This is a genomic window from Pseudomonas sp. MF08831, from assembly GCF_059862645.1.
In genome coordinates this window covers 173,278-198,973 of the sequence record NZ_JCBCUX010000015.1, presented here as the reverse complement: position 1 = coordinate 198,973, position 25,696 = coordinate 173,278, and the positions used below count along the sequence as shown (strand labels likewise).

Sequence of the window (25,696 nt, the reverse complement as noted above, 5' to 3'; positions counted from 1 at the left end):
GGAGCGGGCTTGCTCGCGAAGGCGGTCTGTCAGTGAAAAACAGGTTGGCTGATCCACCGCCTTCGCGAGCAAGCCCGCTCCCACAATTGAACCGTGTTTAGCCTGCTGCCAGTGGTGGTGTACGCGGCGGGATCAGGCGTTTGCTGCCGGTGGCTTCATACGCGGAAGCAAAACGCAGCAGCGCCGAATCGTCATAGGCACGTCCGGCGAAGGTCAACCCTACGGGCATGCCGATGTCCGCCATCACGCCCATCGGTACGGTGACGGTCGGCACGCCCAGGTGGCGGATCGCGAGGTTGCCGTTAGCCACCCAGACGCCGTTGCTCCAGGCGATATCCGCCGAGGCTTCGTTCACGTCGGCATCGGCCGGGCCGACATCGGCCACGGTCGGGAACAACACCGCGTCCAGCCCCCATGCGTCCATCCAGTCTTCCAGGTCGATGCGTCGGGTCTGTTCCAGCCCGCGCAGGCCATCCGGCACGGTGCTGATTTCGTTCCACGGTGTGATGCCGCGCTCGGCCATGCGCACGTATTCGTCCATGCCGGCGGCCAGGTCGTCTTCACGGTTGGGCAGGGTGCCGGGGTCGTGCGGGAAGATTTTCGGCCCGTCGACATCCGCCAGGCGGTTCAGCGCCGGGTCGTCGTTGGCGCGCAGGAAATCATCGAACGCCCAGGCCGACAGCTCCCACAATTCGTCGTGCAAAAATTCCTTGGAGACCAAGCCACGGGTAAATACCGTCGGCGCGCCAGGACGGTCGCCTTCGCAGTTGGAGACCAGTGGGAAGTCGACTTCAATCACTTCGGCGCCGGCCGCTTCCAACGCCTGGCGCGCGGCGTGCCACAGGTCGATCACGCTGGCACGGGTGTGGATCTTTTGCCCGGTTGGCCCGCCGATTCCGGGTTTCTCGCTGGTGCCGGCCTCGGGGTCGGCATTGATGTACATGCGCGGCACGCCGAAACGCTTGCCGGCCAGGGATTCGCTGCCCACAGCCAGCTCAGCGTAAGAGGCCGGGCGCACCGACGCCACGCTCGGAATCGGCACCCACGGTTGCAGGCGCCAGAGGTCGCCGCGCGTGTCGGTGTCTTCGGCGACCACGACGTCGAGTACTTCGAGCAGGTCGGCCATGGTTCGTGCGTACGGCACTACCACGTCCATGGTTGGCGTCAGCGGCCAATTGCCGCGTACGGAAATGATCCCGCGCGATGGCGTGTAGGCACACAGGCCATTGTTGGACGCCGGGCCGCGGCCGCTCGACCAGGTTTCCTCGGCCAAACCGAAGGCGGCGAAGCTGGCAGCCGTTGCGGTGCCCGCGCCGTTGGACGAGCCGGAGGCAAACGGTGCCGTCAGGTAGTCAGCGTTGTACGGGCTTTCTGCACGGCCATAAACGCCGCGCTGCATCCCGCCATTGGCCATCGGCGGCATGTTGGTCTTGCCCAGGCAGATAGCGCCGCCGGCGCGCAGGCGCTCGATGGTGAAGGCGTCGCGCTGCGCCACCAGCGAGGCGAAGGCCGGGCTGCCGGAGGCCGCCGTCAGGCCTTTGACCAGGTAGCTGTCCTTGGCGGTATAGGGAATGCCGTCCAATGGCCCCAAGGTTTCGCCCTTGGCCCGGCGCGCATCGGCGGCCTTGGCTTCTTCAAGTGCTTGCGGGTTGCGCACCACCACGGCGTTCAATTTGGTCGCGGTCTGCGGGCCGTCATAGGCCTCGATCCGCGCCAGGTAAGCCTGGACCAGTTCAACGGCAGTGGTCTGGCCGCTTTCAAGCGCCGCGCGCAATTGGGCAATGGAGACTTCGGTAACTTGCATCACGTTTTTTTCGCCGCCTTCAAGTGGGAGGTATGGCGGCAGTCTACGTACAGATATTTCACAAAACCAGCGCCGCATACTCCGCGTAAGCGGCGCGCATCACTTGCCACGTGGGCGCGTCAGCTGGAATCAGATGTTCGATGCGCAGTGACGTGAGGGTGATGTCCTGGGGCATGCCGAAGGTGGTGAAGGTCGACAGGAAATTCAGCTCACCGCGATGTGAGCGGATGCGGGTGAACACCAGCGGCGGCATTTCATTGGGCAACTGCGTGCTGCTCGGCACCGGCAAACGGGCCAGTAACTCGGCCAGTGCAGGATTACCCAGCGCTTCGCGGGTTGCGCGTTGCCAGGCGACGGTGCGGATTTCTTCGGCGTTGATCAGGTGATCGCCCAGGCCGCCGGTTTGCAACAGCGTGGTCAGCAGGTTCAGCCCTTGGGCGGCATTCGGCTCAATCCCGACCAGCTCAAACAACAGGCCGGTGCTGGCGTTGGCGGCGAGCACTTGCCACTCGCTGTCCAGCAGAATCGCCGGGGCGGGATTGTTGGCGTGCAGCACATGGCTGACGGCGTCACGGACGGCGGCCATGGCCGGGGCGGCGAGTGGAGTGGCGGTGTAACGCGGCGCGTATCCGGCGGCGAGGAACACCTGGTTGCAGTGCTCCAGCGGGGCCTCCAGCGCCGTCAGCAGAGTATGCAAAGTGCCCGGGCCTGGCTTGGCCCGGCCGGTTTCGATGCAACTGAGATGGCGCTGGGAAACACCCGTGATCAAGGCCAGGTCCAGCTGGCTGAGCTTGGCGTGTCGACGCAATTGGCGCAGGTGCTGGCCGGCAGTAGAAGGGGTGTCCATGGCCTGATCATGACCTCCGAGGTCATTGCGAGAGGCGCAACCTTATCACTATGTTGAGCCTCGATCATTTCAAGGAAGGTACCATGCGCAGACCTTATTTAGCCCTGGCCGGTTTGCTCGGATTTTCGTTGTACACCTTGGCTACGATGCTCACGGCCGAGCAGTCGCTGTTGGAATTTGGGCGGGAATTGATGTCGCGGCCGGACACCGCGCAGGTAGTGATTGACCTGTACCTGATGGCGGTACTTGCGTGCGTGTGGATGTATCGGGATGCGCGCGGGCGAGGGCGGTCGATGGCGTCGCTGGTGCCGTATTTTTTGCTGACGACGGTGTTTGTGTCGGTGGGGCCGTTGTTTTACATCGTCGTGAATGGGTTCTCACGCCAAGCGCCGAGCACCCGCGCGCCCTCCTGAGAGTCGCCAACCTCGGTCAACAAGCAAGCCCGCACTGGCAACCTGGCTAGCGGTGGTGAGCGAGTTTGCAGTGGCGAGCGGGCTTGCCCCGCGTTGGGTTGCGCAGCAACCCCAAAAAACTGCCGACGCGGTGTCCCTGAAACAACGTGGCGTCCTTTATGGGGCTGCTGCGCAGCCCAATGCGGGGCAAGCCCGCTCGCCACAACAAGCCCGCTCGCCACAGGAAGCCATTAACCGTACGAACCGGCTCCCGTTCGGTCCACCAGCCGAATGCTGTCACGCCCGCCGCGTTTGCTTTCGTAGAGTGTGGTGTCGCCTTCTTCGATCAGCGCCGTCAGGCTCGGCGGTGGCTGGTCGAACAGGTTGGCGCCGATGCTCAGGGTTACCGGTGCCGGGGTGGTGAAGGTGTGTGCGGCCAACTGCTGGAACTGCTCACGCAAGCGGCTGCCCAGTTCGACGATCTGGGCGGTCGAGGCCTTGGTCAACAGGATCACAAACTCATCCCCGCCCAAGCGGGCCGCCAGCGCGCCTTCGGGCACCACCGTGCGGATCATCTCGCTCAGGGCAATCAGCAAACGGTCGCCGGCGATATGCCCGTAGAGGTCATTGACCAGTTTGAAGTTGTCGATATCGATCAACAGCAAAGCGCCCGGCTGTTGCGGCGATACCTGGGCCAACAGCTGCGGCGCACGCACATCCAGGGCGCGGCGGTTGTACAGCGCCGTCAGTGGGTCGCGGGCCGCCAGCCGGGCGATCTGCTGTTCACGCCGATAGCGCTCGGAGCCGGTCATCGACAACGCGATCAACATGATCGCCATTGCGCCCTCCACCAAGGAAACCTGGATGATTTCGCCCTTGAACGCGGCAAGATCGATCAGCGTGCCGGGGATGATTACCGACAGCGCCTTGGCCATATAAAAGGCGCCGTGAAGCAGCAATACATAGCGCAGTTGCACCGCACCGATGCTCAGGGATTTGCCGTGGGGGCGCAGCAGGAAACTGGCGCGCAAGGTCGGCAACGCGACCAGCAATGAGTTGACCATCAGCATGGCCTTGGACCACGCCAGGTCGCTGGGCAACAGCAGCACGCCGAGCCAGGCGACCAGCATCAGCAGCCACGCACGCGACAAGCGCACCTGGGTAAAGCGTGCCACGCCGAGCAAAAACAGCCAGTGCGCGGCCACCAGCAAGCCGTTGGCAAACCAGATACCGATCATCAACAGGCCGTTGCTGCGCAGCAGGGCCAGGGTGGAGCCGACGCTGATGATCGCGAAACCTGCCGCCCAGAACAGCAGCGAAGGCTCGCGCACACTGCGCCATTCCACCGCCAGATACAGGGCAGCAGCGGCAGCCAGCGCGATGGTCAATATCAGAATCGTAGGAGGGTCGAGCGTCATGTCGTGCCGGGTCTGCCTGGGTGTGCGCTTGAAAATCGGGATTGTAAGCGCACACGCAGGTTTTTCAGAGCATTCCGCGTGATAGCACACGGCCAGCCGATGATCGGCCGGTCAGACGCCTTTGGTCGAGGGCAGCAAGATCGTCAGGATGCCCGCCAGTGGCAGGAACGAACAGATTTTGTAGACGTACTCGATGCCGTGGTTGTCGGCAAGCAAGCCCAGCAGCGCGGCACCAATCCCGCTGAAGCCAAACATCAGGCCGAAGAAGATCCCGGCGATCATCCCGACATTGCCCGGCACCAGTTCCTGGGCGAAGACTACGATGGCCGAGAAGGCCGAGGCGATGATGAAGCCGATCACCACGCTGAGCACGGCGGTCCAGAACAGGTCGACGTAGGGCAGGGCCAGGGTGAAGGGCGCGGCGCCCAGGATCGAGAACCAGATGACTTTCTTGCGGCCGATCTTGTCGCCAATCGGGCCACCGGCAAAGGTGCCGACAGCCACCGCGCCGAGGAACAGGAACAGGTACATCTGCGAGCTGGCCACCGACAGGTGGAATTTCTCGATCAGGTAAAAGGTGAAGTAGCTGGTCAGGCTGGTCATGTAGAAGTACTTGGAGAACACCAGCAACGCCAGTACCACCAGGGCAAATGTCACGCGGCCTTTGGACAAACCGTGGGTGGCCTTGCCGCCTTGCTTGAGTTTGAACAGGTTGAGGTGGTGGCGGTACCAGCGGCTCAAGCCATACAGCACCATGATCGCGAACACGGCGAAGAGCCCGAACCAGGCGATATGGGTTTGGCCGTAGGGAATGATGATCGCCGCCGCCAGCAACGGGCCGAACGCGCTGCCGGTGTTGCCGCCGACCTGGAAGGTCGATTGTGCCAGGCCATAGCGCCCGCCCGAGGCCAGGCGTGCCACACGTGAGGTTTCCGGGTGGAAGGTCGACGACCCGACTCCGACCAGCGCCGCCGCCAACAGGATCAACGGGAAGGTGCCGACAAACGCCAGCAGCAGGATGCCGATCAGCGTGCACACCATGCCCGCCGGCAGCAGCCAGGGCTTGGGATAGCGGTCGGTGTGGTAGCCGATCCAGGGTTGCAGCAAGGACGCGGTCAACTGGAAGGTGAGGGTGATCAGGCCGACCTGGGTAAAGCTCAGCCCGTAGTTGGCCTTGAGCATCGGGTAGATCGACGGCAGCACGGCCTGGATCAGGTCGTTGATCATGTGCGCCAGGGCGCAGGCGCCCAGGACACGCATGACCAAGGGGCTTATTTGCGGCGTAGCGGTTGCAGTGGCGGGTGGCGCGGTCAGGCTCGACATGCAGGCATTCCATACAAGGCAGCGAACAGGGGCAGTGCGTACTTTAGCGCGCTGCCCGTTTCTAAATGTTGCGGCGTTTATGCTAGATTCGCTGAAAATGCCTGTCTCGCGTAATTCGGGCGCCAACCATCGCAAAAAGGGCGAAATCATCAAACCACTGGATGTATTTCTGCGGGAGATCGACGAGGGCGACTGGGCTGTCATCAGTTCCGCGACCGATTACCCCGAAAACTGGGTGATCCCCGACCACAGTCACGAAAAGCATCAACTGTTGTACGCCGTCGAAGGCGTGATGGTGGTGTATTCGGCGTTGAACCAATGGACGGTGCCGCCCAATCGCGGGTTCTGGATGCCCAGCGGGCAGGTGCATTCGCTGCGTTGCGTGGGCACGTTGAAGATGCGCAGCGTGTTTGTGCGCCCGGACCGTTTCCCCAATCTGCCGAGCGAGCCCAAGACCGTCAGTGTGTCGCCGTTGCTGAGTGAGCTGATCAAAGCCTCGGTGAGTTTGAAGCCGCCGTATGCCGAGGACTCGCGCGAGGCGAGAATCATGCACTTGATCCTCGACGAACTCGCGATCCTGCCGGCCTTGCCGTTGTCACTGCCCCAGCCGGCCGACCTGCGCATCAACCGTATCTGCCAGGCGCTGCAGCAGGAGCCGGGTGATGCCTCGACAGTCGCCGATTGGAGTGATCGCCTGGACCTGGACCAGAAAACCATCCAGCGCCTGTTCCGCAAGGAAACCGGCCTGACCTTCGGCCAATGGCGCCAGCAGGCGCGGTTGCTGCTGGCGCTGGAACGCATCGCGGTGGGGGAGAAGATCATCGATGTGGCCATCGAACTGGGCTATGAGAGCCCGAGCGCGTTTACCAGCATGTTCAAGAAACAGTTTGGCAAAACCCCGAGTCAGTTTTTCAGGTAGCGCGGCGGCTCACGTAGGTCGCTGTAGCACGCCGCGAGGTCAGGTAAGCCGACAGGCTGGCGATACCCAGGGTGGCACCCGAATCGATTGCCGATTGGAAAGCCAAATCCACCAGCCTACTTGCGCTGTGGGCTATGAAAGCCCTTTACAGTTCGTGGGTACAGCCGATTGTTTGGCGTGCCGCCAAAGCGCGATATTGCTGCACTGCGGGGCAGGGCGGCGGTTACTGATCAGGCGTTGTCAGGTTAGCGAAGAAAATACAGCCGATCAGCCGTGCAAACAGGCTAAGGGTTTCCGGCAGGTTGGGGTCGTCAAACAGCATCGCCCGCGAGTCCAGTGCACACAGCGCGCCGAACAGGCGGCCATCGGGCAGAAAGATCGGCGCGCCGGCGTAACTTTCGATGGCGTACTGCTTGACCACCGGGCGGGTGGCAAAGCGGCCATTCTGGCTGATCTGCGGAATGAACAGGGCCTGCGGGTCGACGCAGAACTCACTGCACAGGGTGGTTTCCAGGTCGAGTACGTCGTCGACATGAATCCCCATGTGCAGCGGGTCATGGACCGAGCACACCACCCATTCAAGGTCGGTGAATTTGGCAATGCCGGCAAAGCGCATGCCGGTCAGGCGGGTTACCAGTTGCAGAATGCTGGTGGTGGCTTCGATTTCGGCGATGGCTGCGCGTTCGTCCGCGCTGAGTAACGAGTGGGCTGCGGTGACGCTTGGAACCATGTTTGGGCACTCCAAAGGCATGGCGGCGGGGCCGCCACGCACGGTCAGGTATCAGTTGATTCGCGGATGCTGCTGCACCAGGTTCTGGCGCTTGGCTTCCAGAGCGGCAATTTCGGCGTCGATGTCTTCGATCTTCTGCTCGATATTGTCATGGTGCTCTTGCAGTATTTCCTTGGCTTCTTCCATATCGGACGCTGCTGGCGCCGCGCCGCGCAACGGCTTGTTCGCGGTTTCCTTCATGGTCAGGCCGGTAATCAAGCCGACCACCGCAAACACCATCAGGTAGTAGGCGGGCATGTACAGGTCGTTGGTGCTTTCCACCAACCACGCCACCGCAGTGGGGGTAAGGCCGGCGATCAGTACCGAGACGTTGAACGCGCTGGCCAGCGCACTATAGCGAATGTGGGTAGGGAACATAGCTGGCAGCGTGGAGGCCATCACGCCGATAAAGAAGTTCAGCACAACGGCCAGAATCAGCAGACCGGCGAAAATCAGGCCGATTTTGCCGCTGGTTATCAACATAAACGCCGGGATAGACAGGAACAGCAGCCCGACGCTGCCGGCGATGATGAAGGGTTTACGGCCAATCTTGTCGCTGACAAAACCGATGAACGGCTGCACGAACAGCATGCCGACCATGATCGCGATGATGATCAGCACGCCGCTGTTTTCTTTGTAATGCAGGTTATGCGACAGGTAGCTCGGCATATAGGTGAGCAACATGTAGTACGTCACGTTGGTGGCCGCAACGATACCGATGCAGGTCAGCAGGCTGCGCCAGTGCTGGGTAGCCACCTCTTTGAACGACACCTTGGGGCCGTGGGTCAGGCCTTGGCGGTCGCCTTGTTCAAGCTTGTCCATGTGCTGTTGGAAGGCCGGGGTTTCTTCCAGCGCGTGACGCAGGTACAAGCCGATAATGCCCAAAGGCAGGGCGAGGAAGAACGGCAGGCGCCAGCCCCACGCTTCGAAATCGGCTTCACCGAGGATCGTCGAAATCAGCACCACCACACCGGCGCCGAGCACGAAACCGGCAATCGAGCCAAAATCCAGCCAGCTGCCGAGGAACCCGCGTTTACGGTCCGGGGCGTACTCGGCGACGAAGATCGAGGCGCCGGTGTACTCACCGCCTACCGAGAACCCTTGGGCCATTTTGCACAGCAACAGCAGGATCGGTGCCCAGATGCCAATCGAGGCATACCCGGGAATCAGGCCGATGGCAAAGGTGCTCAAGGACATGATGACGATGGTTGCGGCGAGGACTTTCTGCCGTCCGTATTTGTCACCCAGCGCACCGAAGAACAGGCCACCCAGCGGGCGAATCAGGAAGGGCACCGAGAAGGTGGCCAAGGCGGCAATCATTTGCACGCTCGGCGAGGCGTCCGGGAAGAACACCTTGCCCAGCACATAGGCGACGAAACCGTAGACACCAAAGTCGAACCACTCCATGGCGTTACCCAGGGCGGCGGCGGTAATCGCCTTGCGCACCTTGGTATCGTCGACGATGGTGATGTCTTTCAATCCGATGGGTTTGACGCTTTTCTTACGTAATTTCATGCGGGCCACTCTAAAACAGAACAGGGGAGGTGCCAGCGTTGCGATGGCACCGCTCTGTCAGTTCAGATACAAGCGGACATGAAATAATTCACCGCTATTTACCTTTTTTTGCAGATGAATTGAACTTCACGACCTGACCAGGGAATTATCAGAATGCCTGCCACCGCCTCCCGCCTGATCTATCGCAAGCCCGAGACCAGCGATGTGCACCGATTGTTCGCGATCTTCGGCGACCCGCAGACAAACCTGTTTAACCCGAGTGGCCCAATGGCCAGCCTCGACGACGCGCAACGCTTGCTCAGCCACTGGCTCGAACAATGGGCCAGCCAGGGCTATGGCTGGTGGGCCATTGCCCGCCGCGAGGCGCCCGATCACCTCATCGGCTTTGGCGGCGTGGCGCCGCTCAATTACCTGACCGAGCGGCGCATCAACCTGGGCTATCGCTTTGCGGTCGATGCCTGGGGGCAAGGCCATGCCACCGAGCTTGGCCGCGATGCGCTGACGATGGCGTTTCAAACGCTGGGTTTGCCTCAGGTATTCGGGTTGGTGCGGCCGGATCATGCCGCGTCGATCCGTGTGCTGGAAAAGCTCGGTATGCAGCCCTTCGGCCTGCTTGATGATGTGCCCGGCAAAGCACCCAGCCGGGTATTCAGGATTTGTCATCCTACAACTGCACGTAGTTAAGTACTTTCAGATCTGCGTAATCCCTCGTTAAAAGGCAATCTTCGAGATTGACACCGGGTAGGCGGCCCGATATAAAAGTCACAGTTGTACGACGACATATGACGTTACGTATGTCCTACCTAACAAAAATAAAAAGTGATGCCATGAATTTGAATGAGCCCATCAACGCCCATCGCGTCGGCACGGCCGTCGGCAACTATCGCTGGACCATCTGCGCGATGTTGTTCTTTGCCACTACCGTCAACTACCTCGACCGCCAGGTCCTCAGCCTTCTCGCGCCGCAGCTGTCGACGCAGTTTGGCTGGAGCAACACGGACTACGCCAACATCGCGGCGGTGTTCCAGTTTGTCTACGCGATTTCCATGCTGTTTGCCGGACGCTTCGTCGACAAGATCGGCACCAAGGCCGCCTACGTGGTGGCGATTGGCATTTGGTCCACCGGCGCCATCATGCATGCGTTTTCGGTGCCGATGGGTGAGGGCATCGCTGCGGTCAGCGGCGCTATCGGCCTGGCGGTGATCCCGGTGTCGATTGCCGGTTTCATGCTGTCACGCGCCGTGCTGGCGATTGGCGAGGCGGGCAACTTCCCCATCGCGATCAAGGCCACCGCCGAATACTTCCCGAAAAAAGAACGCTCGCTGGCCACCGGTATCTTCAACTCCGGGGCTAACGTGGGGGCGATCCTGGCGCCGATTTGCGTGCCCTTGCTTGCCGGCATATGGGGCTGGGAAGCGGCCTTTATGGTCATCGGCATGTTGGGCTTCATCTGGGTGGCGGTGTGGGCTGCGGTTTACGAAAAACCGGAGCAGCAAAAACGCTTGTCGGCCGAAGAGCTGGCCTACATTCGTAGCGACCAGACAGTGCAGCCGTTCACCCCAGAGCCTGTGGGTGCTGCCGCGAAAAAAGTCTCGTGGTTCAAACTGCTGACCTACCGCCAGACCTGGGCTTTTGCCTTTGGCAAGTTCATGACTGACGGCGTGTGGTGGTTCTTCCTGTTCTGGCTGCCCACTTACCTGTCGGCGCAATACGGCATGAAAGGCGCGGACATCGTGATGCCGCTGGCGGTGCTGTACAGCATGACCATGGTCGGCAGTATCGGCGGCGGCTGGTTCCCCAGCTACTTCATGGCCCGTGGCGATGCACCCTACGACGGGCGCATGAAAGCCATGCTGGTGATCGCGCTATTCCCGCTGGTGGTGTTGCTGGCTCAGCCCTTTGGCTACCTGAGCTTCTGGGTGCCGGTGCTGCTGATCGGTGTGGGCGCCTCGGCGCACCAAGCGTGGTCGTGCAACATCTTCACTACCGTGTCCGATATGTTCCCGCAAAAAACCGTCGCCTCGGTGGTTGGCATCGGCGGCATGGCCGGTGGCTTGGGCGGTGTGGTGATGACCAAGATCGGTGGCTGGGTGTTCGACTACTACAAGTCCATCAACGACATCCACACCGGCTACATGATCATGTTTGCGATCTGTGCCCTGGCCTACCTGGTGGCGTGGAGCGTGATGAAGGCGCTGGTGCCGCGCCATAAAGAAATCACTGACCTCTAACCGCGCAAACGCCCGCGCTGGCGACAGCGCGGGAACGCCTTACAGCTCGCGGGCCCAGGTTTCACTGATCAACGATTTGCCAAAGCTCACCGTCGCTTCTTCGTCTACCAGGCGGAAGCCGGCTTTCTGATACAGCTTGCGCGCATCGGTCAGCGCGTCGACCGTCCACAACAGCATGCTTTTGTAACCGGCATTGCGCGCAAAACGCAGGCATTCCTCCACCAGTCGCTGACCGATGCCCATGCCCCGTGCACTGGCGCCCACGTAGAGCATGCGCAGCTTGGCGGTGGTTTCGTCATGGCGCACCACGAAGATTGAACCCACCACTTCACCGTCCTTCTCTGCGATCCAGCAACGCTCGGCGCTCGGGTCGAACTCGCGCAAATACTTGGCGACAATCTCCGATACCAACGCTTCAAACTCCCAATTCCAGTGGTACTCACGCGCATACAACGCCGATTGCTGTTGCACCACCAGGCCCATATCGCCGGGCTGCGGGTCGCGCAGCAGGTAACTAGGCGTGCCGCCTTGCAACAGTGTCTGGATACGCTGCATCGACGCCGTGAGTTGCTGCTGTTGCTGCTCGGGCAAGGCCTGGAGCAAGGCGATGACTTCCTGTTGGGTCTGGTTTTCCAGCGGCGCCAGCACTGATCGACCGAGGTCGCTGAGGTGCAGTTGCACCGCACGCGCATCGGTGACGGAGCGGACTTTCTGGATCAGCCCTTTCTTTTCGAAGCCGCTGATCAGCCGGCTCAAGTAGCCCGCATCAAGGCCGAGCATCTGGCACAGGTCGGCGCTGGTCAGGTCGCCACGGGAGGAGAGTTCGTACATCACGCGGATTTCGGTCAGCGAGAAATCGCTTTGCAGCAAGTGTTCCTGCAGCACGCCGATCTGATGAGTGTAAAAACGGTTGAAACCGCGAATGATCGCGGCGCGTTCGACAAGGGTCGTGGTCATGACAGTGCTCGATTGGTTGCCATAAGCAATTATATGGTTGCCTAAAGCAATCAAGTCAACAGCTTTTAACGCCTTACGGCAGCGAACAGCAACGCCGACGATCGATCTCCACTGCTTTCAACGGATAGCCCACCGTCCGAATTTTACGGACATACGTTTTGGCACCACGCACCGCGCGAGGCGATTTCGCTCTACACGCAGCAAGGCGCAGGCCCGCGCAGCGAAGTTGCGGCGCTGCTGGCCTGGCTTGAAATGCAATTGCATGGTGAGGGCGGACAGGGGCGAATTGCCCCTGTCATGTACGGGCTAGCGATTACGCGTTACGCGCCAAATGGTATTGGCCAGGTCATCGGCGATGATCAGCGCACCTTTCGGGTCCACCGTCACACCCACTGGACGGCCACGTGTCTTGCCGTCATCGCCACGAAAACCGGTAGCAAAATCAATCGGTTCACCCGCCGGTTTGCCATTGCTAAAGGGCACGAAGATCACCTTGTAGCCCACCGGGTTATCGCGGTTCCAGCTGCCATGCTCGCCGACAAACGCGCCGTCGGCGAATTGCTCACCCATCGCTGGGATGGAAAAGTCCACACCCAACGCTGCAACGTGGGAGCCCAGGCTGTAATCGGGCTTGATGGCAGCGGCGACTTTCGCCGGGTTCTGCGGTTGCGCGCGCGGGTCGACGTTCTGGCCCCAGTAGCTGTAGGGCCAGCCATAAAAGGCACCTTCACGCACCGACGTCAGGTAGTCCGGCACCAGATCCGGGCCGAGTTCATCACGCTCGTTGGCCACTGCCCACAATTGCCCGGAGCCGGGTTGAATCGTGAGCGCGGTCGGGTTGCGAATGCCAGTGGCGTAGGGTTTGTGCGCGCCGGTGGCGGCATCGATCTGCCAGACCATCGCCCGGTCGATTTCCACTTCCATGCCGCGCTCGGTGATGTTGCTGTTGGAGCCGATGCCCACGTACAGCTGGCGCCCGTCCTCACTCACCGCCAGGGACTTGGTCCAGTGGTGGTTGATCTGCGCCGGCAGGTCGGTAATTGTGGTCGGCGGGCCACTGGCTTTGGTCTGGCCGTCGGCGTAGTCAAAGCGCACCAGCGCGTCCTGGTTGGCGACGTAGAGTTTACCGTCGGCGTAGGCCAGGCCATAAGGCGCGTTGAGGTTGTCGGCGAATACCGTTTTCAGTTCATAGGTGCCGTCACCGTCGGCGTCGCGCAGCAGCGTCAGGCGGTTGCCGCCCTTGACCTTGGTGTTGCCCTCGGCCTTGATCACGCTGGCGATCACGTCCTTGGGCTTGAGCTTGGCCGCGCTGCCTCCACGGCCTTCGGCGACGAGGATGTCGCCGTTGGGCAGCACCAGGGTCTGGCGCGGGATAGCCAGGTCGGTGGCGATGGCAGTAACGCTGTAGCCCTCGGGCACCTTGGGTTTCTGCTCGCCCCAGGGGGCTGGCTCGGCAATTTTCATGCTCGGCAACAGGCTGCTTTGTTGCTCGGGCAATTTCGGATCGGGGCCGCGGGCCTGGGTCTTGTCGCCTTCGCCACCACAGGCGGTCAGCAACAGGGCGGCGCTCAATACGCTCAGGGTGTGGAATGGTTTCATTGGGCAACTCCCGAGCGCAGGTTAGTCAGGCCGATCCACGTTGCGGCAATGGCCAGCACCGTGACAATCACCGACAGAATCAGTCCGCCAGGCATCATCGCGTAGGCGTCCTTGGCGTGCTGAAAGGCGTTGACCAGCCCCAGCACCCACGTCGCCAACAGCAGCAGCAAATAGGCCGCCGGGCGCCCGGCCTTGCGTTCGGCGCGCAGCAGGTTGACCAGCGCAAACAACAGCGCAAAGCCACTGAACACCAGTGCGCCGGCGATCAGCCAGGACGCAAAGTTGGCCCACTGGATCTGGTAGGTCTGGCCGTAGGCAATGTCACTGAGCAAGGCACCCAAAAACAACGGCACGCTGCCGGCCAGCAGGATCGAGTGCAGCGGGCCCGGTCTGACGGTGGGATAGGCGGGGAGGGTAGTCATGTCGGTGGCGGCTCCTTATCGTTCAGCACCCTGGGATCAGGGCACGGTGACTTCGCATAGGAAAGGAGCCTGGCATTTGTAAGAAAGTTCAGTGGGGCTTCGTGTCGAGATGTTTTTCAAACCACGCCGCATACGGCGTATAGGCCACTTGGTAACGGTTGTAGTCCGGGCTGCCATCGCGCCACCACACCGGGCCACGCTCACCGAGTGCGACCTTGGCCTGCTGCACCTGCTGGCGAGCCGCGCGCAATTGGCTGGCGTCGCCGCTGGCCTTGGCCGACTTGACGGCGCGGCGCGCGTCCATCAAGGCGTTGACCCAGCGCTGCCGCGTGGCTTCATCCAGCGCGGGGTTGGTGCAGCGCCACAGCTGGCCCTTGACCACAAAATAGCGCCCGTCGGGGGTGCTAAGCATGGTGCCAGCGCAGGACGCGCAACAGGCCCCACGTCATGGAGAACACAATCGCCATCCAACCGGCAAACAGGCTGAAGAGTGTCATTGCAAGGTTCATCATCACCTCCATTGCGTTATCGTTCCTTATAGGTGACCGCCCGGCGAAACCGGGATTCAACTTGATTCACGCAAGATGCGGGTTGAATGAACCCCTGGCGGCGCCACGCGCCTAACATTCTGTTGTGCTCACGATCACTCATTACCTGGCCTTACCATGACCCATCCTCGCATCGGCTTTGCCTGCCAGTACAAGCACCCTGAACGCCTGCCGTCAGCCAGTGCGCTCAAGTTAATCGAAGGCCCCTACAACCCGCGTACCACCACACTGCGCTGGATGGAGAGCGTCGAACCTCAGGTCGCCCGGAGCAAATTGGTCGAGGTGGTGACCCACAACCTCGCGGCGCAATTGCGCCTGCTGGCGTATGTCGCCGAGCTGCCTGCGACGCTGCGCATGCTGCGCTTGAGCAGTGACCTGCTGCCGTTCTACAGCCACCCGAAAGTGGCGGATGTCTACAAGGACCCGGCCCTTGTTCGTCAGTTGAGCGAAGGGTTCGCCGCCATCGGCGACCTGGCTCGCGCCTCGGATATCCGGTTGTCCTTCCACCCTGGGCAATATTGCGTGCTGGGCTCGGAAAACCCCGGTGTGGTGGAAAACAGCGTGGCCGAGTTCGAATACCACGCCGACATGATCCGCATGATGGGCTACGGCCGCCGCTTTCAGGACCTCAAGTGCAACGTCCATATCGCCGGCCGCTTGGGCGTTGAAGGCACCCGCGCGGTGTGGTCACGCTTGTCCGAGGTGGCGCGTAACTGCATCACCTTTGAAAACGACGAAAAAACCTACGGGCTGGACCACTGTCTGCAAGTCGCCGACCTGGCACCGGTGGTGCTGGACATTCATCACTGCTGGATCAACGAAGACGAATACATCGACCCCGATTCACCGCGGGTTGCCCGCGTCATCGAGAGCTGGCGCGGCGTACGCCCGACGATGCATTACTCCCAGCCCCAGGAAAGCCTGCAAGCGCTGGGGTTTGACGCTGAGCACAAGCTGGAAATGGGCGCGCTGCTGAAGGTGGTCGCCAAGCGCGATCTGTACGCCCACAGCGCGCAAATGTGGAACCGCTGGACCAATGACTACGCGCTGCAGTTTCTCGAGCGCTTCGACATCATGCTGGAAGCCAAAGACAAGAACGTCGCGGCGCTGGCATTTTATGAGTATTGGCAGCGTCGTTCGGCGTGAAAAAATGGCATGCTGGGTGGCCCGACATAAGGAACCGTTCCATGCCAACCCTGCATCTGTTGTGCGGCAAGATTGCCTCCGGCAAATCCACCCTGGCTCAAACCCTGGCCGCCGAACACGCGGCCTTTGTGCTCAGCGAAGACCAGTGGCTGGCGCAGCTCTATCCGGGTGAGATTGTGTCGATTGCCGATTACCTGCGCTGCGCCCAGCGTGTTCGCGCGGTGGTGGGGCCGTTGGTGATCAATCTGCTGCAATCAGGCATCAATGTGGTGCTCGATTTTCCGGCGAACACACTGGCCAACCGTGAATGGTTGCTGGGCCTGGCACACGCGGCTCAAGCGCCGCACCGCCTGCATTACCTGGAACTGGATGACGCCACCTGCCGCGCTCGCTTGCATGCGCGCAATGCTCAGGGCGAGCATGATTTTGCCGCCACGGATGCCGAGTTCGACCTGATCACGCGCCATTTCTGTGTGCCCAGTGAGTCGGAAGGCCTGGTGATTGAGGTGCATCGCCCATGAGCGCGCCTCAAGGTGTCGATGCCAATGGTTGTGTGCTGATCATGGCCGATGCGCCCATTCAAGCTCAATTTCAACCGCTGCTGGCCGATGTGCGCGAGTCGCTGGCAGGCGCAGGGCTGGGTTTGCACAGCCTTTACCTCTACGGCAGTGTCGCGAGGGGCGATGCCAGCCCAGGCGAGTCCGACCTTGATGTGACGCTGGTGCTGACTGATCCGCCGGATGCGCACGTGCTTGAGGCGCTGGAACAGCTGCGCCAGGCCCTGGAGCAACGGCACGAGGTGGTGAGCAAGATCGACTTCGACATCGGCCACCGCGCCGAGGTGCTGGCGCCCGAGAACCGCAACCGCTGGGGCTTCTGGCTCAAGCACCATTGTCGTTGCGTGTGGGGCGATGATCTGTCGCTGCGCTTTGAGCCGTTTCGGCCCTCACGTGACATCGCCATGGCGCTCAATGCTGACTTCGAGCCGGTGTTGAGCGGTTACCTCACACGCATTGAACACGCCAGCTCGCCACCGGAGCGACTTCGCCTGCAACGCGAAGCAGCGCGCAAGTTGATTCGGTCGACGCACATTCTGCGTGCAACAGATGCGTCGGGCTGGCCGCAAACCCTTGAAGAGCACGTGGCGTTATTCGTGCAGCATTACCCGTCGATGCGTGTCCAGATCGCCTACTTCCTGTTTGAAGCGCGCAACCCGAGTGCCGAATGCGCAGCGTTTTCTGCGCGCCTGCAGGCCTTTGTCAGCTGGATGGTTTCAGAGCAGGTTTAGATAGGTATATTGGCGCTCAACCTCACTTTGCATACGCCGAGCCTATGATCAACTTTCGCCTGATTCGCCACCTCTGGCTGTTCCTCGCCGTTGCCGAAGAACAGAATTTCGGCCGTGCCGCCAAGCGCTTGGGCATGTCGCAACCGCCGTTGAGCGAGCAGATCCAGGTGTTGGAACAGGCGCTCAAGGTCACCTTGTTCGAACGCTCGCGGCGCGGCGCCAAACTCACGCCGGTAGGCGCGGCGATCCTGCCGGCGGTGCGCAAGTTCGCCGAGCAGTTGGAACGCCTGGAGCTGGCGGTCGAGGAGGCGGTGGCGGGGCAGTCGGGCCTGCTCACCATTGGCGCGATTTCCACGGCGATGTTTGATGTGTTGCCGGGGTTGATCAACCAACTCAAACAGCACTACCCGCACCTCACCGTGTCGGTGCGCGAGATTGACAGTGTCGAGGCCGTGCCCGCTCTGGAGGCGGGGGATATCGACCTGGCCTTTGCGCGGCTCGACGGCGACCTGGGCCCCGCGATCCAGTCGCTGCCATTACTCGAGGATCGCCTGATGGTGGCCTTGCCCAGCGACCACCCGCTGGCAACGCGCACTCGCATCAGTCTGTCGAGCCTGGCCAGCGAGCCACTGGTGATGTTCTCGCGCAGGGTCAGCCCGGTGTATTTCGACAACCTGATCGCCACGTGTCGCGCCAGCGGGTTTTCGCCACGCGTGCTGCATGAGGTGCGTTCCGTGGCATCGCAAATCGCGTTCGTCAGCTGTGGCCAGGGCATCGCCCTGGTGCCGGCATCCCTGAAGAAACTTGCACCGGACAATGTGGTGCTGCGCGCGTTGACACAAAAGCTCAACGTGGTGACGACGGCGGTGGCGTGGAATAGCGAACGGCCCAATCCGTTGGTCACGCAGGTGATCGCGCACTTGCAGGCTCATACGATTGGCGTATGAGTCTGTTCTGTTATCCGTCATTTACATAAGGCCGGGAAAGCCTTGAAATGCGCTGCCTGTCTGTTCAAGGAGTGCCCACCATGTCGTTTGTCCACACCGCTGTGCCGCTGACGGTAGACGGCGTTGCGTTGAGCATCGCTGCGCTGTATCGCAGTGGCACGCGCGCGCCCATTGTGTTTTTGCATGGGTTTGGTTCGACCAAGGAAGACTACGCCGATATCGTCCTGCAGCCAGCGTTCGACGGGCATGCCGTTGTCGCTTTTGACGCGCCCGGTTGCGGTGAAAGCGAGTGCGCCGATCTGTCGAAGATTTGCATTCCCTTCCTGCTGGAGACGGCTTTGCAGGTGCTGGAGCATTTCGATGTCGAGCGCTTCCATCTGGTGGGCCACTCGATGGGCGGTTTGACCGCATTGCTGCTTGCGCATCGTTTTCCGGAGCGGGTACTGAGCTTCACCGACATCGAAGGCAATATCGCCCCCGAGGATTGTTTCCTCAGCCGGCAAATCGTCGATTTCCCGGCCGATGATCCCGATGCGTTTTTCAGCGCTTTCATCGACCGCACGCGCCAGGCACCGGCGTATGCCAGCGCGCTGTATTCGGCGAGCCTGCGCCATAAAGTACGAGCCGGCGCAGTGCGCGGGATCTTCGCGTCGATGGTCGAGCTGTCGGACCACGCCGACCTGATGGGCAAGTTCCTCGGGCTGCCGTGCCCGACGATGTTCATGTACGGCGAGCAGAACGCCACGCTCTCCTACTTGCCGCACATCCAGGCCAATGGCGTGCGCCTGGCGCCGATTGCCCAGTGCGGGCACTTTCCGATGTATTCCAATCCGGCGGCGATGTGGCAGCAGATTGCAGACTTCCAAAGTCGCACGCTTTAGGACTTGAAGCGTCCCACCAAGGCGTTCAGCTCATCCGACAAACCTGCCAATCGCCCCGAATCGTCCTGGGCTGAATGGGCCAGGCTTTCGACCAGTCGCGCCTCGTCATAGATCTGCTGGATGTGCCGGTTGATCTCTTCGGCGACGCTGTGTTGCTCCTCGGCGGCGGCGGAAATCTGCAGGTTCTGGTCGCGGATTTCATTCACCGACAGCTGAATGCCTTCAAAACTGTCTCGCGCGTTTTCAATCGACGACACGCTGGCGCGTGACAGGTCCAGGCAACTGCTCATCTTTTGCGTGACTTCTTCGGTCTTGCTGCCCAGGGTGCCGAGCAGTTGCTCGATCTCGCCAGTGGAGTCCGAGGTGCGCTTGGCCAACGCACGCACTTCATCGGCCACCACGGCAAACCCACGGCCTTGATCACCGGCGCGGGCGGCTTCAATCGCCGCGTTGAGCGCCAGCAGGTTGGTCTGTTCGGCGATGGCGCGAATGGTGCCGAGGATCTGGTTGATGCTGCGGCTGCCGGCTTCCAACTCGACCATCGCCTGGGACGACTCGGTGAGGCGGCGGCCCAGGCGGTTGACGTTATCGGTGGTGACTTCGATCTGCTGTTTGCCCTCGGCCACGCGGCGATGGCCGTTCTCGGCCGACTCTGCCGCGCCGCTGCAGGAGCGCGCGACCTCGTTGGCGGTGGCGACCATTTCGTTGAACGCGGTGGATACCAGTTCCACCGCCTCACGCTGGCGCCCAGCGGCTTCGTTCATGTTGTGCGCCACCTGGCTGTTGACCCGTGAGGCGTCCTGCAAGTTGGTCGAGGCCGCGCCGATATGCTGGATCAGCTGACGGATAGCAGCGAGAAACTGGTTGAACCAGCCAGCCAGTTCGGCGGTTTCATCCTTGCCCTGCACCTGCAATTCATGGCGCAGATCGCCTTCGCCTTGGGCAATGGACTGCAAACCGGTGCTGACCTGGCCGATCGGCTTGACGATCACCTTGGAAAACGCGGCTGCAATCAGCCCGAAGATCAACACCAGCACCGCCACAATGGCTGCGGTGAGGTAAGTCATGCGCCTGGCAGCCGCCATCACCTCGTTGTATTCGATCAGCCCGACATAGCGCCAGCCGAGGCCGGGCGAGGTCCAGACGTTGGCCATGTAGCGCACGCCATCGATGACCACCTCGGTGGAACCCTGGGTCGTTTCGGCCAGGCGCGCATAAGGCGCGCCGAGCGCTTTGAGCGGCTTGAAGTTGTGCGCGGCATCGCGCGGGTCGACCAGCACCACGCCGTCTTCGATCAGCATCACGTAGCCGCTTTCACCCAGCTTGATGCTCTTGAGCAACTCGGTGAGGTTCTTCAGCGACACACTCACCACGAACACACCCTTGGCCTTGCCGGTGGTGTCCAGCAGCGCGCGCGCGGTGCCCACCAGGGCCACGTCATCCTTGTCGTAATAATAAGCAGGGGTGCGCACGGTTTTGTTGGGGCTGGCCATCGCGGCCTTGTACCAGGGGCGGGTACGCGGATCGTACTGGGACAGTTGCGGGTCATCGGGCCATTTGGCGTAGGTGCCGTCTTCCAGGCCGATGGACAGAATCGCCGCCGAAGGGTGGGTGGCGCCAAAGCGTGCGAATTGGTCAATGACCTGCTGAGCCTGGGCCGGCAGCGGCTGGCTGGCGGCATTGGCAGGCTGATAATTCTTGAGCGTATTCACCGAAGTGTATACAGGATCGGCGGACATTTGGTCGACGTTCTGCAGTGTGCCCTCGAAGAATTGCCGGATGTTGCCATCGATCTGGCGTATTTCGCGGGTCCTGCCGTCGATGAATTGCTCCACCGCCTGGGTTCGTGTGTTCATCACGCAGATCAGCGCGACCAGGCTGACCGGGATAAAGGCCACGGAGACGAACGCGAGTACCAGCTTATTTTTTATTTTCATCGAGACGAGCATCGGCAGGGAGGGCGGCCAAATCATCGTCTCGGCTTGAGAGGCGGCGATTTGCTATCACTGCTTGTTTCGGCTCCTGGGTGGTAAATTTTTAGCGGTATTTTGTGTACAACAAAAATAGTTTTTGTTCTGTGGGTGCGAGCGGCAGAACACGCCCATTCGATTGATGACGTGGCAGCACTTGCCCCATGACGGTTGGGATATTGAAGGCGCGCCAAGCGCGATGCTTCACTGCCGGCCTGTCAGCCAAGTGTGAAGGAACGTTGTCATGAGCCACAAAACCTGTTTGATCCTCGGCGCTTCACGTGGGCTCGGCCTGGCCCTCGCCGAAGAATATTGCGCACGCGGTCACCACGTCATTGCTACGTACCGCAGCGATTGCGCGCCGTTGGAGAACCTGAAGATTTGTTACCCCAAGCAATTGACCCTTGAGCACGTCGACATCGCCGACCTGGCGTCGGTGCGTGCGCTGCAGGGCCGGTTGGCGGCCTATCGCCTGAACACGCTGTTTATCAATGCGGGCATCTGCAAAGCCAATGAGTTGAACACGCTGCAGGTCGACGAACAGGACTTTGTCGACATGCTGCTTACCAATGCGTTGAGCCCGATGCGCGCGGTCGAGCTGTTCCATGGCAATGTCGAGCGCAACGGCGTCGTGGCAGTGATGTCATCGGAACTCGGCAGCGTTGCAGGCAATCGCGGCCAATGGGAGTTGTACAGCGCCAGCAAGGCCGCCTTGAACATGTTGATGAAGACCTTTTATAGCCGCCATCAGGGCGACTCCCTGGCCTATCTGCTGGTCGCGCCCGGCTGGGTGCGCACGCAAATGGGCGGCCCCGGTGCGCTGCTCGAGATCGGCGAAAGCATCCCTCTGGTGGTGGACACCGTGGAAGGGCACGCCGGTGTGCCCGGCCTGACGTTCACGGATCGGCACGGCGTGACGTTACCCTGGTGAACCTTGCCCGAGGGTTGTCAGCGTAGACCTTTGGTTGCCCGTATCGAATCGTCCTTGATGTCCTCGGCGAATTTGCGCATCAGGCGTACCAGGTTTTCGAAATCGCCTTCCTCCCAGGTCGAGAAGATCGACACACCCATGCGCTCGCGGGCGTCATCCACGCGGTCGGTCATCGCCTTGCCCTTTTCGGTGATGACTGACTCGCGTACACGCCGGTCCACGGCACTTTCCTGGCGCAGGATCAGGCCAAGGCTTTCCAGTTTTGCCACTTGGCGGCTCACGGTGGTGTAGTCGCGGCCCACGCGGTCGGCCAGTTCGACCACGCCAATCGGGCCCAGCCGTTCAACCAGCACCAGCAGCGGAAACAACGCGCGGTCCAGGGAAATCCCGGCCTCGCGCACCATTGCTTCGTCACGCTGCGGGCGGTTCATCACCCCAACGATCTCCACGAGCGAGCCGTGCAAGTCACGCAGTTGTGCGCTCATATGTGCGTTTTGCACGCTTTTTGTTGACACTGTGTCTCTCCGTCTTAATATGTGCGTATTGCACATATAGGTGATCCGTATGAACGAGCGATGCGCTGTCGATGTAGTGATTTGTGGTGCCGGCGCGGCCGGTCTGACCTTGGCGATCGACTTGGCGCGACGGGGTATCACGTTCCGCCTGGTCGAAAAAAACGCCGAGCCTTTTCACGGCTCGCGTGGCAAGGGCATCCAGCCGCGGTCACAGGAAATTTTCGAAGACCTCGGGATTCTGGATCGCCTGTTCGCCGTGGGTGGAGTCTATCCGACTGAGCGGCGCTACCGCGACGATGGCAGCTACACCGAGGCCGATTCCATCGAGCGCAACGCCTCGACGGCGGCCGAGCCGTATCAACAACCGTTGATGGTGCCGCAATTTCTGACCGAACGCGTGATGCGCGAACGCTTGCTCGAGCTCGGTCATCGGCCGGAGTTTGGTTGCGAGCTGGTGGCATTCGAACAGGATGACGAGGGCGTCAGCGTACAACTGGCCAGCGCGGCAGGCACGCAATCAGTGCGTGCGCGCTGGTTGGTGGGCGCCGACGGCGGCCGCAGTTTTGTGCGTCACGCCCTTGAAGTCGGGTTTGCGGGTAAGACGCTGGGCGTGCGTGCGCTGGTCGCCGATGTGCAGTTGTCGGGGCTTACGCGGGACTGCTGGCACCGCTTCGGCGAAGGCGACCTGCTGCGGCAGGTCGCCGTGTGCCCTCTGGCCGGCACCGAGCTGTTCCAGATTCAGGCGCCAATTGCGCTCGAGGCTCAGGTCGACCTCAGCGCCCAAGGGCTGACAGCATTCATCGCAAAACGCACCGGGCGCGATGACATCCAGGTGCACGCCGTGTCCTGGGCGTCGGCTTACAGCATGAATGCCCGCTTGGCCGATCACTACCGCGTCGGCCAGGTATTTTTAGTCGGCGACGCTGCGCACATTCATCCACCCACCGGCGGTCAAGGGCTCAACACCAGCGTGCAGGATGCCTACAACCTGGGCTGGAAACTGGCGGCGGTGGCCAACGGTGCACCTGAAACGCTGCTCGACACTTACGAACAAGAGCGGCGCCCGATAGCCGCTTCGGTGCTGGGCTTGTCGACCCAGTTGCTCCAGGGCATGCAACGCGGCGACATGCGCCGGGGCAGGGACGTGCATCAACTCGACCTCGGTTACCCGCAATCGTCACTCGCGCTGGGGCACGCCGAACGCGTCGGCAACCGTGCGCCGGATGCGCGACTGCGTGGCGCCGGCGGGCAATCACTGCGCCTGTTTGATCTGTTCAAGGGCGCGCATTGGACGCTGTTGGGATACGGCGTTGCACCCGGCTTGGTGTTGCCTCGGGCCGGTCTGCATATCCACCTCATTGATGCACACGGTGAGGTAATCGATGAGCAAGGGCAGTTTCAAGACGCTTACGAACTGGCGCCTGGCGAGTGGGTGCTGGTGCGTCCCGATGGCTATGTCGGCGCGATTGTTTCGTCGAGCAGCCTCCAATCGCTGGAGGCTTACTTGTTGCAGGTCGGGCTATCGCCGGTGCTGCTGGAAAAGGCCTGCTAACTGCCGCCCGTCATCGACCCTTGAGGAGGATTTGCAGGGCGGCACTCAGGCCTGCCGTCGGGCTGGTGAGGGGCGGCGGCCCTGCGGTGACCCGCGCGGCGGCGCCACTCATGGAGGCTTGGGCCAGTGCAACGGTGGACGCGCCGTTCGTATAGGCGCGATTGGCCGCGTCCGCGATGACGGCCAGGTAGCCGTCCAGATCGCCTGCCTTAAACAGCGCCCACGCGCCTGGCACCCATTGCACATCCACCGACGCGCGGGTGAGTTGCGCGGCCTGCCGGAACAGGCGAGCGGTGGGTTCCAGTGTCGTTTCCACGGCGCACAGGACAGCGATGTTGCCGCCTGCCTGAACCGCCGCGAAGGCCAGTGCCTGGTCAGTACGTAAAATGGCTGTGCCTGGTGAAAGCCCGTCGACCACCGGGCCCAAGGTCGAGCAGGTGAGCAACACGGCGTCGGCCTCAAGCGCGAGCAGGCGCAGTGCCGAGGCGGTTGCGTTGGCAATGTCCACGGTCAGGCCACCGGCCTGTTCGGCGGCGGCGAGCAGGTCTGCGCGCACTTCATGATGCAGAACATTGGGCGCGATCCCCAGCTTGTCTGCGGCGGCATCGAAGACCTTGATATTGCTGGAAGCGGTATGCAGACAGGTCATTTGCATCGGGCTATTCCACGTTGGCTGCGCTGCAATGTTTATCGGAGTCACTCGTCAGTCGGCAGGGCGTGCACCCGTTCGGTTGCTGGGCTAACAGCGTCAGCCCGGCCTATGTTTGCATGGATGCGCCCGGTTCACATAGCCTGTCACTTTCTTGCCTGCGTCATTAAGGACAATGCATGCCGCTGATTTCACACCGCGTAGAACTGGCCCGCAAGGGTGCCAACGACAAGGTTATCTGCCGCATGGCCTCGGGTTGGGCGGTCATGGGCGACGTACAGTTTTTGCCCGGTTACTGCCTGCTGCTGCCCGATCCCGTGGTCGCCAGCCTCAATGACCTGGACGCCAACGCCCGCGCTGCCTACCTGCTCGACATGGCGCGCATCGGCGATGCCCTGTTGGCCGCCACCGGTGCGTTGCGCATCAATTACGAGATTTTGGGAAACTCGGAGCCGCAGTTGCACAGCCATATTTTCCCTCGCTACGCCACGGAGCCGGACGAAAAGCGCACGATGCCCGCATGGTTCTACGACTGGAAAACGGCACCGCCTTACGCTGAAGAGCAGCACGGTGACCTGCGCAAGAAGCTCGCGCAATTGCTGACCTCCACACTGGACGCAGGATGATGATGCAAAGAAATAAGCTGGTCCCGGAATTGATGGTCACTGACCTGAATGCCAGCCTCGAATTCTGGGTGTCATGGGTTGGCTTCACGGTGGCTTACCAGCGTTTGGAAGAAGGCTTTGCCTACCTTGACCTCAACGGCGCGCAGGTGATGCTCGAGCAAATCGACCCGCGCGCCAATCAGTGGCAAACGGCGGCATTGGACCTGCCGCTGGGGCGCGGTATGAATCTGCAGATTGATGTGGCGGCGGTTGGTCCGCTCATTGAGCGGCTCGATGCTGTGGCGTATCCCGTGTTCAAACCCTGCAAGGATGTCTGGTACAGGGCCGGTGAGGTCGAGGTCGGGCAGCGTGAGTTTCTCGTGCAGGACCCGGACGGTTATTTGGTCAGGCTGGTCGAAAGACTTGGCGAAAGGGCACGCCGGCTCGATGACGGGGTGCCCACATAGC

At 61.5% G+C, this 25,696-nt stretch carries 26 protein-coding genes and 2 pseudogenes; 14 read left to right on the top strand and 14 right to left on the bottom strand.

Annotation, left to right across the window (positions count from 1 at the left end; translation table 11 throughout):
* Positions 1-97: 97 nt before the first annotated feature.
* Together AC19YS_RS26470 and AC19YS_RS26465 are read right to left on the bottom strand one after the other, a co-directional pair.
* Complete coding sequence (locus tag AC19YS_RS26470; RefSeq protein ID WP_500603019.1) at positions 98-1,807, bottom strand: amidase; 1,710 nt, start codon at positions 1,805-1,807, stop codon at positions 98-100.
* Between the two features lie 55 nt (positions 1,808-1,862).
* Positions 1,863-2,651, bottom strand: a complete 789-nt coding sequence (locus AC19YS_RS26465) for a helix-turn-helix domain-containing protein (protein WP_500603018.1) — start codon at positions 2,649-2,651, stop codon at positions 1,863-1,865.
* A gap of 83 nt (positions 2,652-2,734) precedes the next feature.
* Here AC19YS_RS26465 and AC19YS_RS26460 point away from each other — a divergent pair, with 83 nt between their 5' ends.
* Positions 2,735-3,064 (top strand): DUF2834 domain-containing protein, encoded by a 330-nt coding sequence (locus AC19YS_RS26460; protein WP_500603017.1) that lies wholly within the window; start codon positions 2,735-2,737, stop codon positions 3,062-3,064.
* Between the two features lie 230 nt (positions 3,065-3,294).
* Here AC19YS_RS26460 and AC19YS_RS26455 read toward each other — a convergent pair whose 3' ends face one another.
* Together AC19YS_RS26455 and AC19YS_RS26450 are read right to left on the bottom strand one after the other, a co-directional pair.
* Positions 3,295-4,461, bottom strand: coding sequence for a GGDEF domain-containing protein (locus AC19YS_RS26455; RefSeq protein WP_500603014.1), 1,167 nt, complete (start codon positions 4,459-4,461; stop codon positions 3,295-3,297).
* Between the two features lie 111 nt (positions 4,462-4,572).
* Positions 4,573-5,784, bottom strand: a complete 1,212-nt coding sequence (locus tag AC19YS_RS26450) for an MFS transporter (protein WP_119740027.1) — start codon at positions 5,782-5,784, stop codon at positions 4,573-4,575.
* Positions 5,785-5,881: 97 nt separating this feature from the next.
* On the opposite strand from AC19YS_RS26450, the gene AC19YS_RS26445 reads away from it, so the two are divergent.
* Together AC19YS_RS26445 and AC19YS_RS26440 are read left to right on the top strand one after the other, a co-directional pair.
* Positions 5,882-6,703: an AraC family transcriptional regulator gene (locus tag AC19YS_RS26445; protein WP_106578999.1), complete on the top strand. Its 822-nt coding sequence runs from the start codon at positions 5,882-5,884 to the stop codon at positions 6,701-6,703.
* Between the two features lie 127 nt (positions 6,704-6,830).
* A pseudogene (locus tag AC19YS_RS26440) lies at positions 6,831-6,952 on the top strand (AraC family transcriptional regulator); the annotation flags it as partial.
* Here AC19YS_RS26440 and AC19YS_RS26435 read toward each other — a convergent pair.
* Positions 6,927-7,433 carry a GAF domain-containing protein gene (locus AC19YS_RS26435; RefSeq protein WP_106579000.1) on the bottom strand — a complete coding sequence of 169 codons (507 nt, stop codon included), beginning with the start codon at positions 7,431-7,433 and terminating at the stop codon, positions 6,927-6,929. The pseudogene AC19YS_RS26440 and the gene AC19YS_RS26435 sit on opposite strands and share 26 nt — an antisense overlap.
* A 51-nt stretch (positions 7,434-7,484) precedes the next feature.
* On the bottom strand, positions 7,485-8,987 hold the full coding sequence (gene proP, locus AC19YS_RS26430) for a glycine betaine/L-proline transporter ProP (RefSeq protein ID WP_179608315.1): 1,503 nt from the start codon (positions 8,985-8,987) through the stop codon (positions 7,485-7,487).
* Positions 8,988-9,140: 153 nt separating this feature from the next.
* Between proP and AC19YS_RS26425 the strand changes: the two genes are divergently transcribed.
* Together AC19YS_RS26425 and AC19YS_RS26420 are read left to right on the top strand one after the other, a co-directional pair.
* The gene (locus AC19YS_RS26425) at positions 9,141-9,671 is read left to right on the top strand and encodes a GNAT family N-acetyltransferase (RefSeq protein WP_200625620.1); all 531 of its coding nucleotides are present in this window, start codon (positions 9,141-9,143) and stop codon (positions 9,669-9,671) included.
* A gap of 143 nt (positions 9,672-9,814) precedes the next feature.
* Positions 9,815-11,218, top strand: a complete 1,404-nt coding sequence (locus tag AC19YS_RS26420; RefSeq protein WP_200625619.1) for an MFS transporter — start codon at positions 9,815-9,817, stop codon at positions 11,216-11,218.
* A gap of 39 nt (positions 11,219-11,257) precedes the next feature.
* On the opposite strand, the gene AC19YS_RS26415 is transcribed toward AC19YS_RS26420, so the two are convergent.
* From AC19YS_RS26415 to AC19YS_RS26400, 4 genes are all read right to left on the bottom strand, one after another.
* On the bottom strand, positions 11,258-12,175 hold the full coding sequence (locus tag AC19YS_RS26415) for a bifunctional helix-turn-helix transcriptional regulator/GNAT family N-acetyltransferase (RefSeq protein ID WP_500603013.1): 918 nt from the start codon (positions 12,173-12,175) through the stop codon (positions 11,258-11,260).
* Between the two features lie 306 nt (positions 12,176-12,481).
* On the bottom strand, positions 12,482-13,774 hold the full coding sequence (locus AC19YS_RS26410; RefSeq protein ID WP_500603012.1) for a PQQ-dependent sugar dehydrogenase: 1,293 nt from the start codon (positions 13,772-13,774) through the stop codon (positions 12,482-12,484).
* The gene (locus AC19YS_RS26405) at positions 13,771-14,196 is read right to left on the bottom strand and encodes a DUF2231 domain-containing protein (protein WP_179608308.1); all 426 of its coding nucleotides are present in this window, start codon (positions 14,194-14,196) and stop codon (positions 13,771-13,773) included. Before AC19YS_RS26405 ends, AC19YS_RS26410 begins: the two co-directional genes overlap by 4 nt.
* Positions 14,197-14,284: 88 nt before the next feature.
* Positions 14,285-14,608 carry a hypothetical protein gene (locus tag AC19YS_RS26400; RefSeq protein ID WP_500603011.1) on the bottom strand — a complete coding sequence of 108 codons (324 nt, stop codon included), beginning with the start codon at positions 14,606-14,608 and terminating at the stop codon, positions 14,285-14,287.
* Between the two features lie 253 nt (positions 14,609-14,861).
* On the opposite strand from AC19YS_RS26400, the gene uvsE reads away from it, so the two are divergent.
* From uvsE to AC19YS_RS26375, 5 genes are all read left to right on the top strand, one after another.
* Positions 14,862-15,890: a UV DNA damage repair endonuclease UvsE gene (gene uvsE / locus AC19YS_RS26395; RefSeq protein ID WP_179677333.1), complete on the top strand. Its 1,029-nt coding sequence runs from the start codon at positions 14,862-14,864 to the stop codon at positions 15,888-15,890.
* Between the two features lie 41 nt (positions 15,891-15,931).
* Positions 15,932-16,411: a P-loop nucleotide/nucleoside kinase family protein gene (locus tag AC19YS_RS26390; protein WP_106579010.1), complete on the top strand. Its 480-nt coding sequence runs from the start codon at positions 15,932-15,934 to the stop codon at positions 16,409-16,411.
* Positions 16,408-17,178 carry a nucleotidyltransferase domain-containing protein gene (locus AC19YS_RS26385; RefSeq protein WP_500603009.1) on the top strand — a complete coding sequence of 257 codons (771 nt, stop codon included), beginning with the start codon at positions 16,408-16,410 and terminating at the stop codon, positions 17,176-17,178. Before AC19YS_RS26390 ends, AC19YS_RS26385 begins: the two co-directional genes overlap by 4 nt.
* 44 nt (positions 17,179-17,222) lie before the next feature.
* On the top strand, positions 17,223-18,125 hold the full coding sequence (locus AC19YS_RS26380; RefSeq protein WP_200625613.1) for a LysR family transcriptional regulator: 903 nt from the start codon (positions 17,223-17,225) through the stop codon (positions 18,123-18,125).
* A gap of 80 nt (positions 18,126-18,205) precedes the next feature.
* Positions 18,206-19,006: an alpha/beta fold hydrolase gene (locus AC19YS_RS26375; protein ID WP_500603007.1), complete on the top strand. Its 801-nt coding sequence runs from the start codon at positions 18,206-18,208 to the stop codon at positions 19,004-19,006.
* Here AC19YS_RS26375 and AC19YS_RS26370 read toward each other — a convergent pair.
* Positions 19,003-19,707 carry a methyl-accepting chemotaxis protein gene (locus AC19YS_RS26370; protein ID WP_472526960.1) on the bottom strand — a complete coding sequence of 235 codons (705 nt, stop codon included), beginning with the start codon at positions 19,705-19,707 and terminating at the stop codon, positions 19,003-19,005. The genes AC19YS_RS26375 and AC19YS_RS26370 overlap by 4 nt on opposite strands.
* 198 nt (positions 19,708-19,905) lie before the next feature.
* Positions 19,906-20,862, bottom strand: a pseudogene (locus tag AC19YS_RS26365) (cache domain-containing protein); the annotation flags it as partial.
* A 358-nt stretch (positions 20,863-21,220) separates the two neighbouring features.
* Here AC19YS_RS26365 and AC19YS_RS26360 point away from each other — a divergent pair.
* Positions 21,221-21,907: an SDR family NAD(P)-dependent oxidoreductase gene (locus AC19YS_RS26360; RefSeq protein ID WP_119740054.1), complete on the top strand. Its 687-nt coding sequence runs from the start codon at positions 21,221-21,223 to the stop codon at positions 21,905-21,907.
* Positions 21,908-21,924: 17 nt separating this feature from the next.
* On the opposite strand, the gene AC19YS_RS26355 is transcribed toward AC19YS_RS26360, so the two are convergent.
* A complete protein-coding gene (locus tag AC19YS_RS26355; protein ID WP_145161118.1) occupies positions 21,925-22,392 on the bottom strand; it encodes a MarR family winged helix-turn-helix transcriptional regulator in 468 nt (155 codons plus the stop codon).
* Between the two features lie 79 nt (positions 22,393-22,471).
* Between AC19YS_RS26355 and AC19YS_RS26350 the strand changes: the two genes are divergently transcribed.
* On the top strand, positions 22,472-23,974 hold the full coding sequence (locus AC19YS_RS26350; protein WP_500603006.1) for an FAD-dependent oxidoreductase: 1,503 nt from the start codon (positions 22,472-22,474) through the stop codon (positions 23,972-23,974).
* Positions 23,975-23,984: 10 nt separating this feature from the next.
* On the opposite strand, the gene AC19YS_RS26345 is transcribed toward AC19YS_RS26350, so the two are convergent.
* On the bottom strand, positions 23,985-24,629 hold the full coding sequence (locus AC19YS_RS26345) for an aspartate/glutamate racemase family protein (RefSeq protein ID WP_500603005.1): 645 nt from the start codon (positions 24,627-24,629) through the stop codon (positions 23,985-23,987).
* Between the two features lie 173 nt (positions 24,630-24,802).
* On the opposite strand from AC19YS_RS26345, the gene AC19YS_RS26340 reads away from it, so the two are divergent.
* Together AC19YS_RS26340 and AC19YS_RS26335 are read left to right on the top strand one after the other, a co-directional pair.
* Positions 24,803-25,249, top strand: coding sequence for an HIT family protein (locus tag AC19YS_RS26340; protein WP_500603004.1), 447 nt, complete (start codon positions 24,803-24,805; stop codon positions 25,247-25,249).
* Positions 25,249-25,695, top strand: coding sequence for a bleomycin resistance protein (locus tag AC19YS_RS26335; RefSeq protein ID WP_200625624.1), 447 nt, complete (start codon positions 25,249-25,251; stop codon positions 25,693-25,695). The genes AC19YS_RS26340 and AC19YS_RS26335 overlap by 1 nt, the downstream gene beginning before the upstream one ends.
* Position 25,696 lies beyond the last annotated feature (1 nt).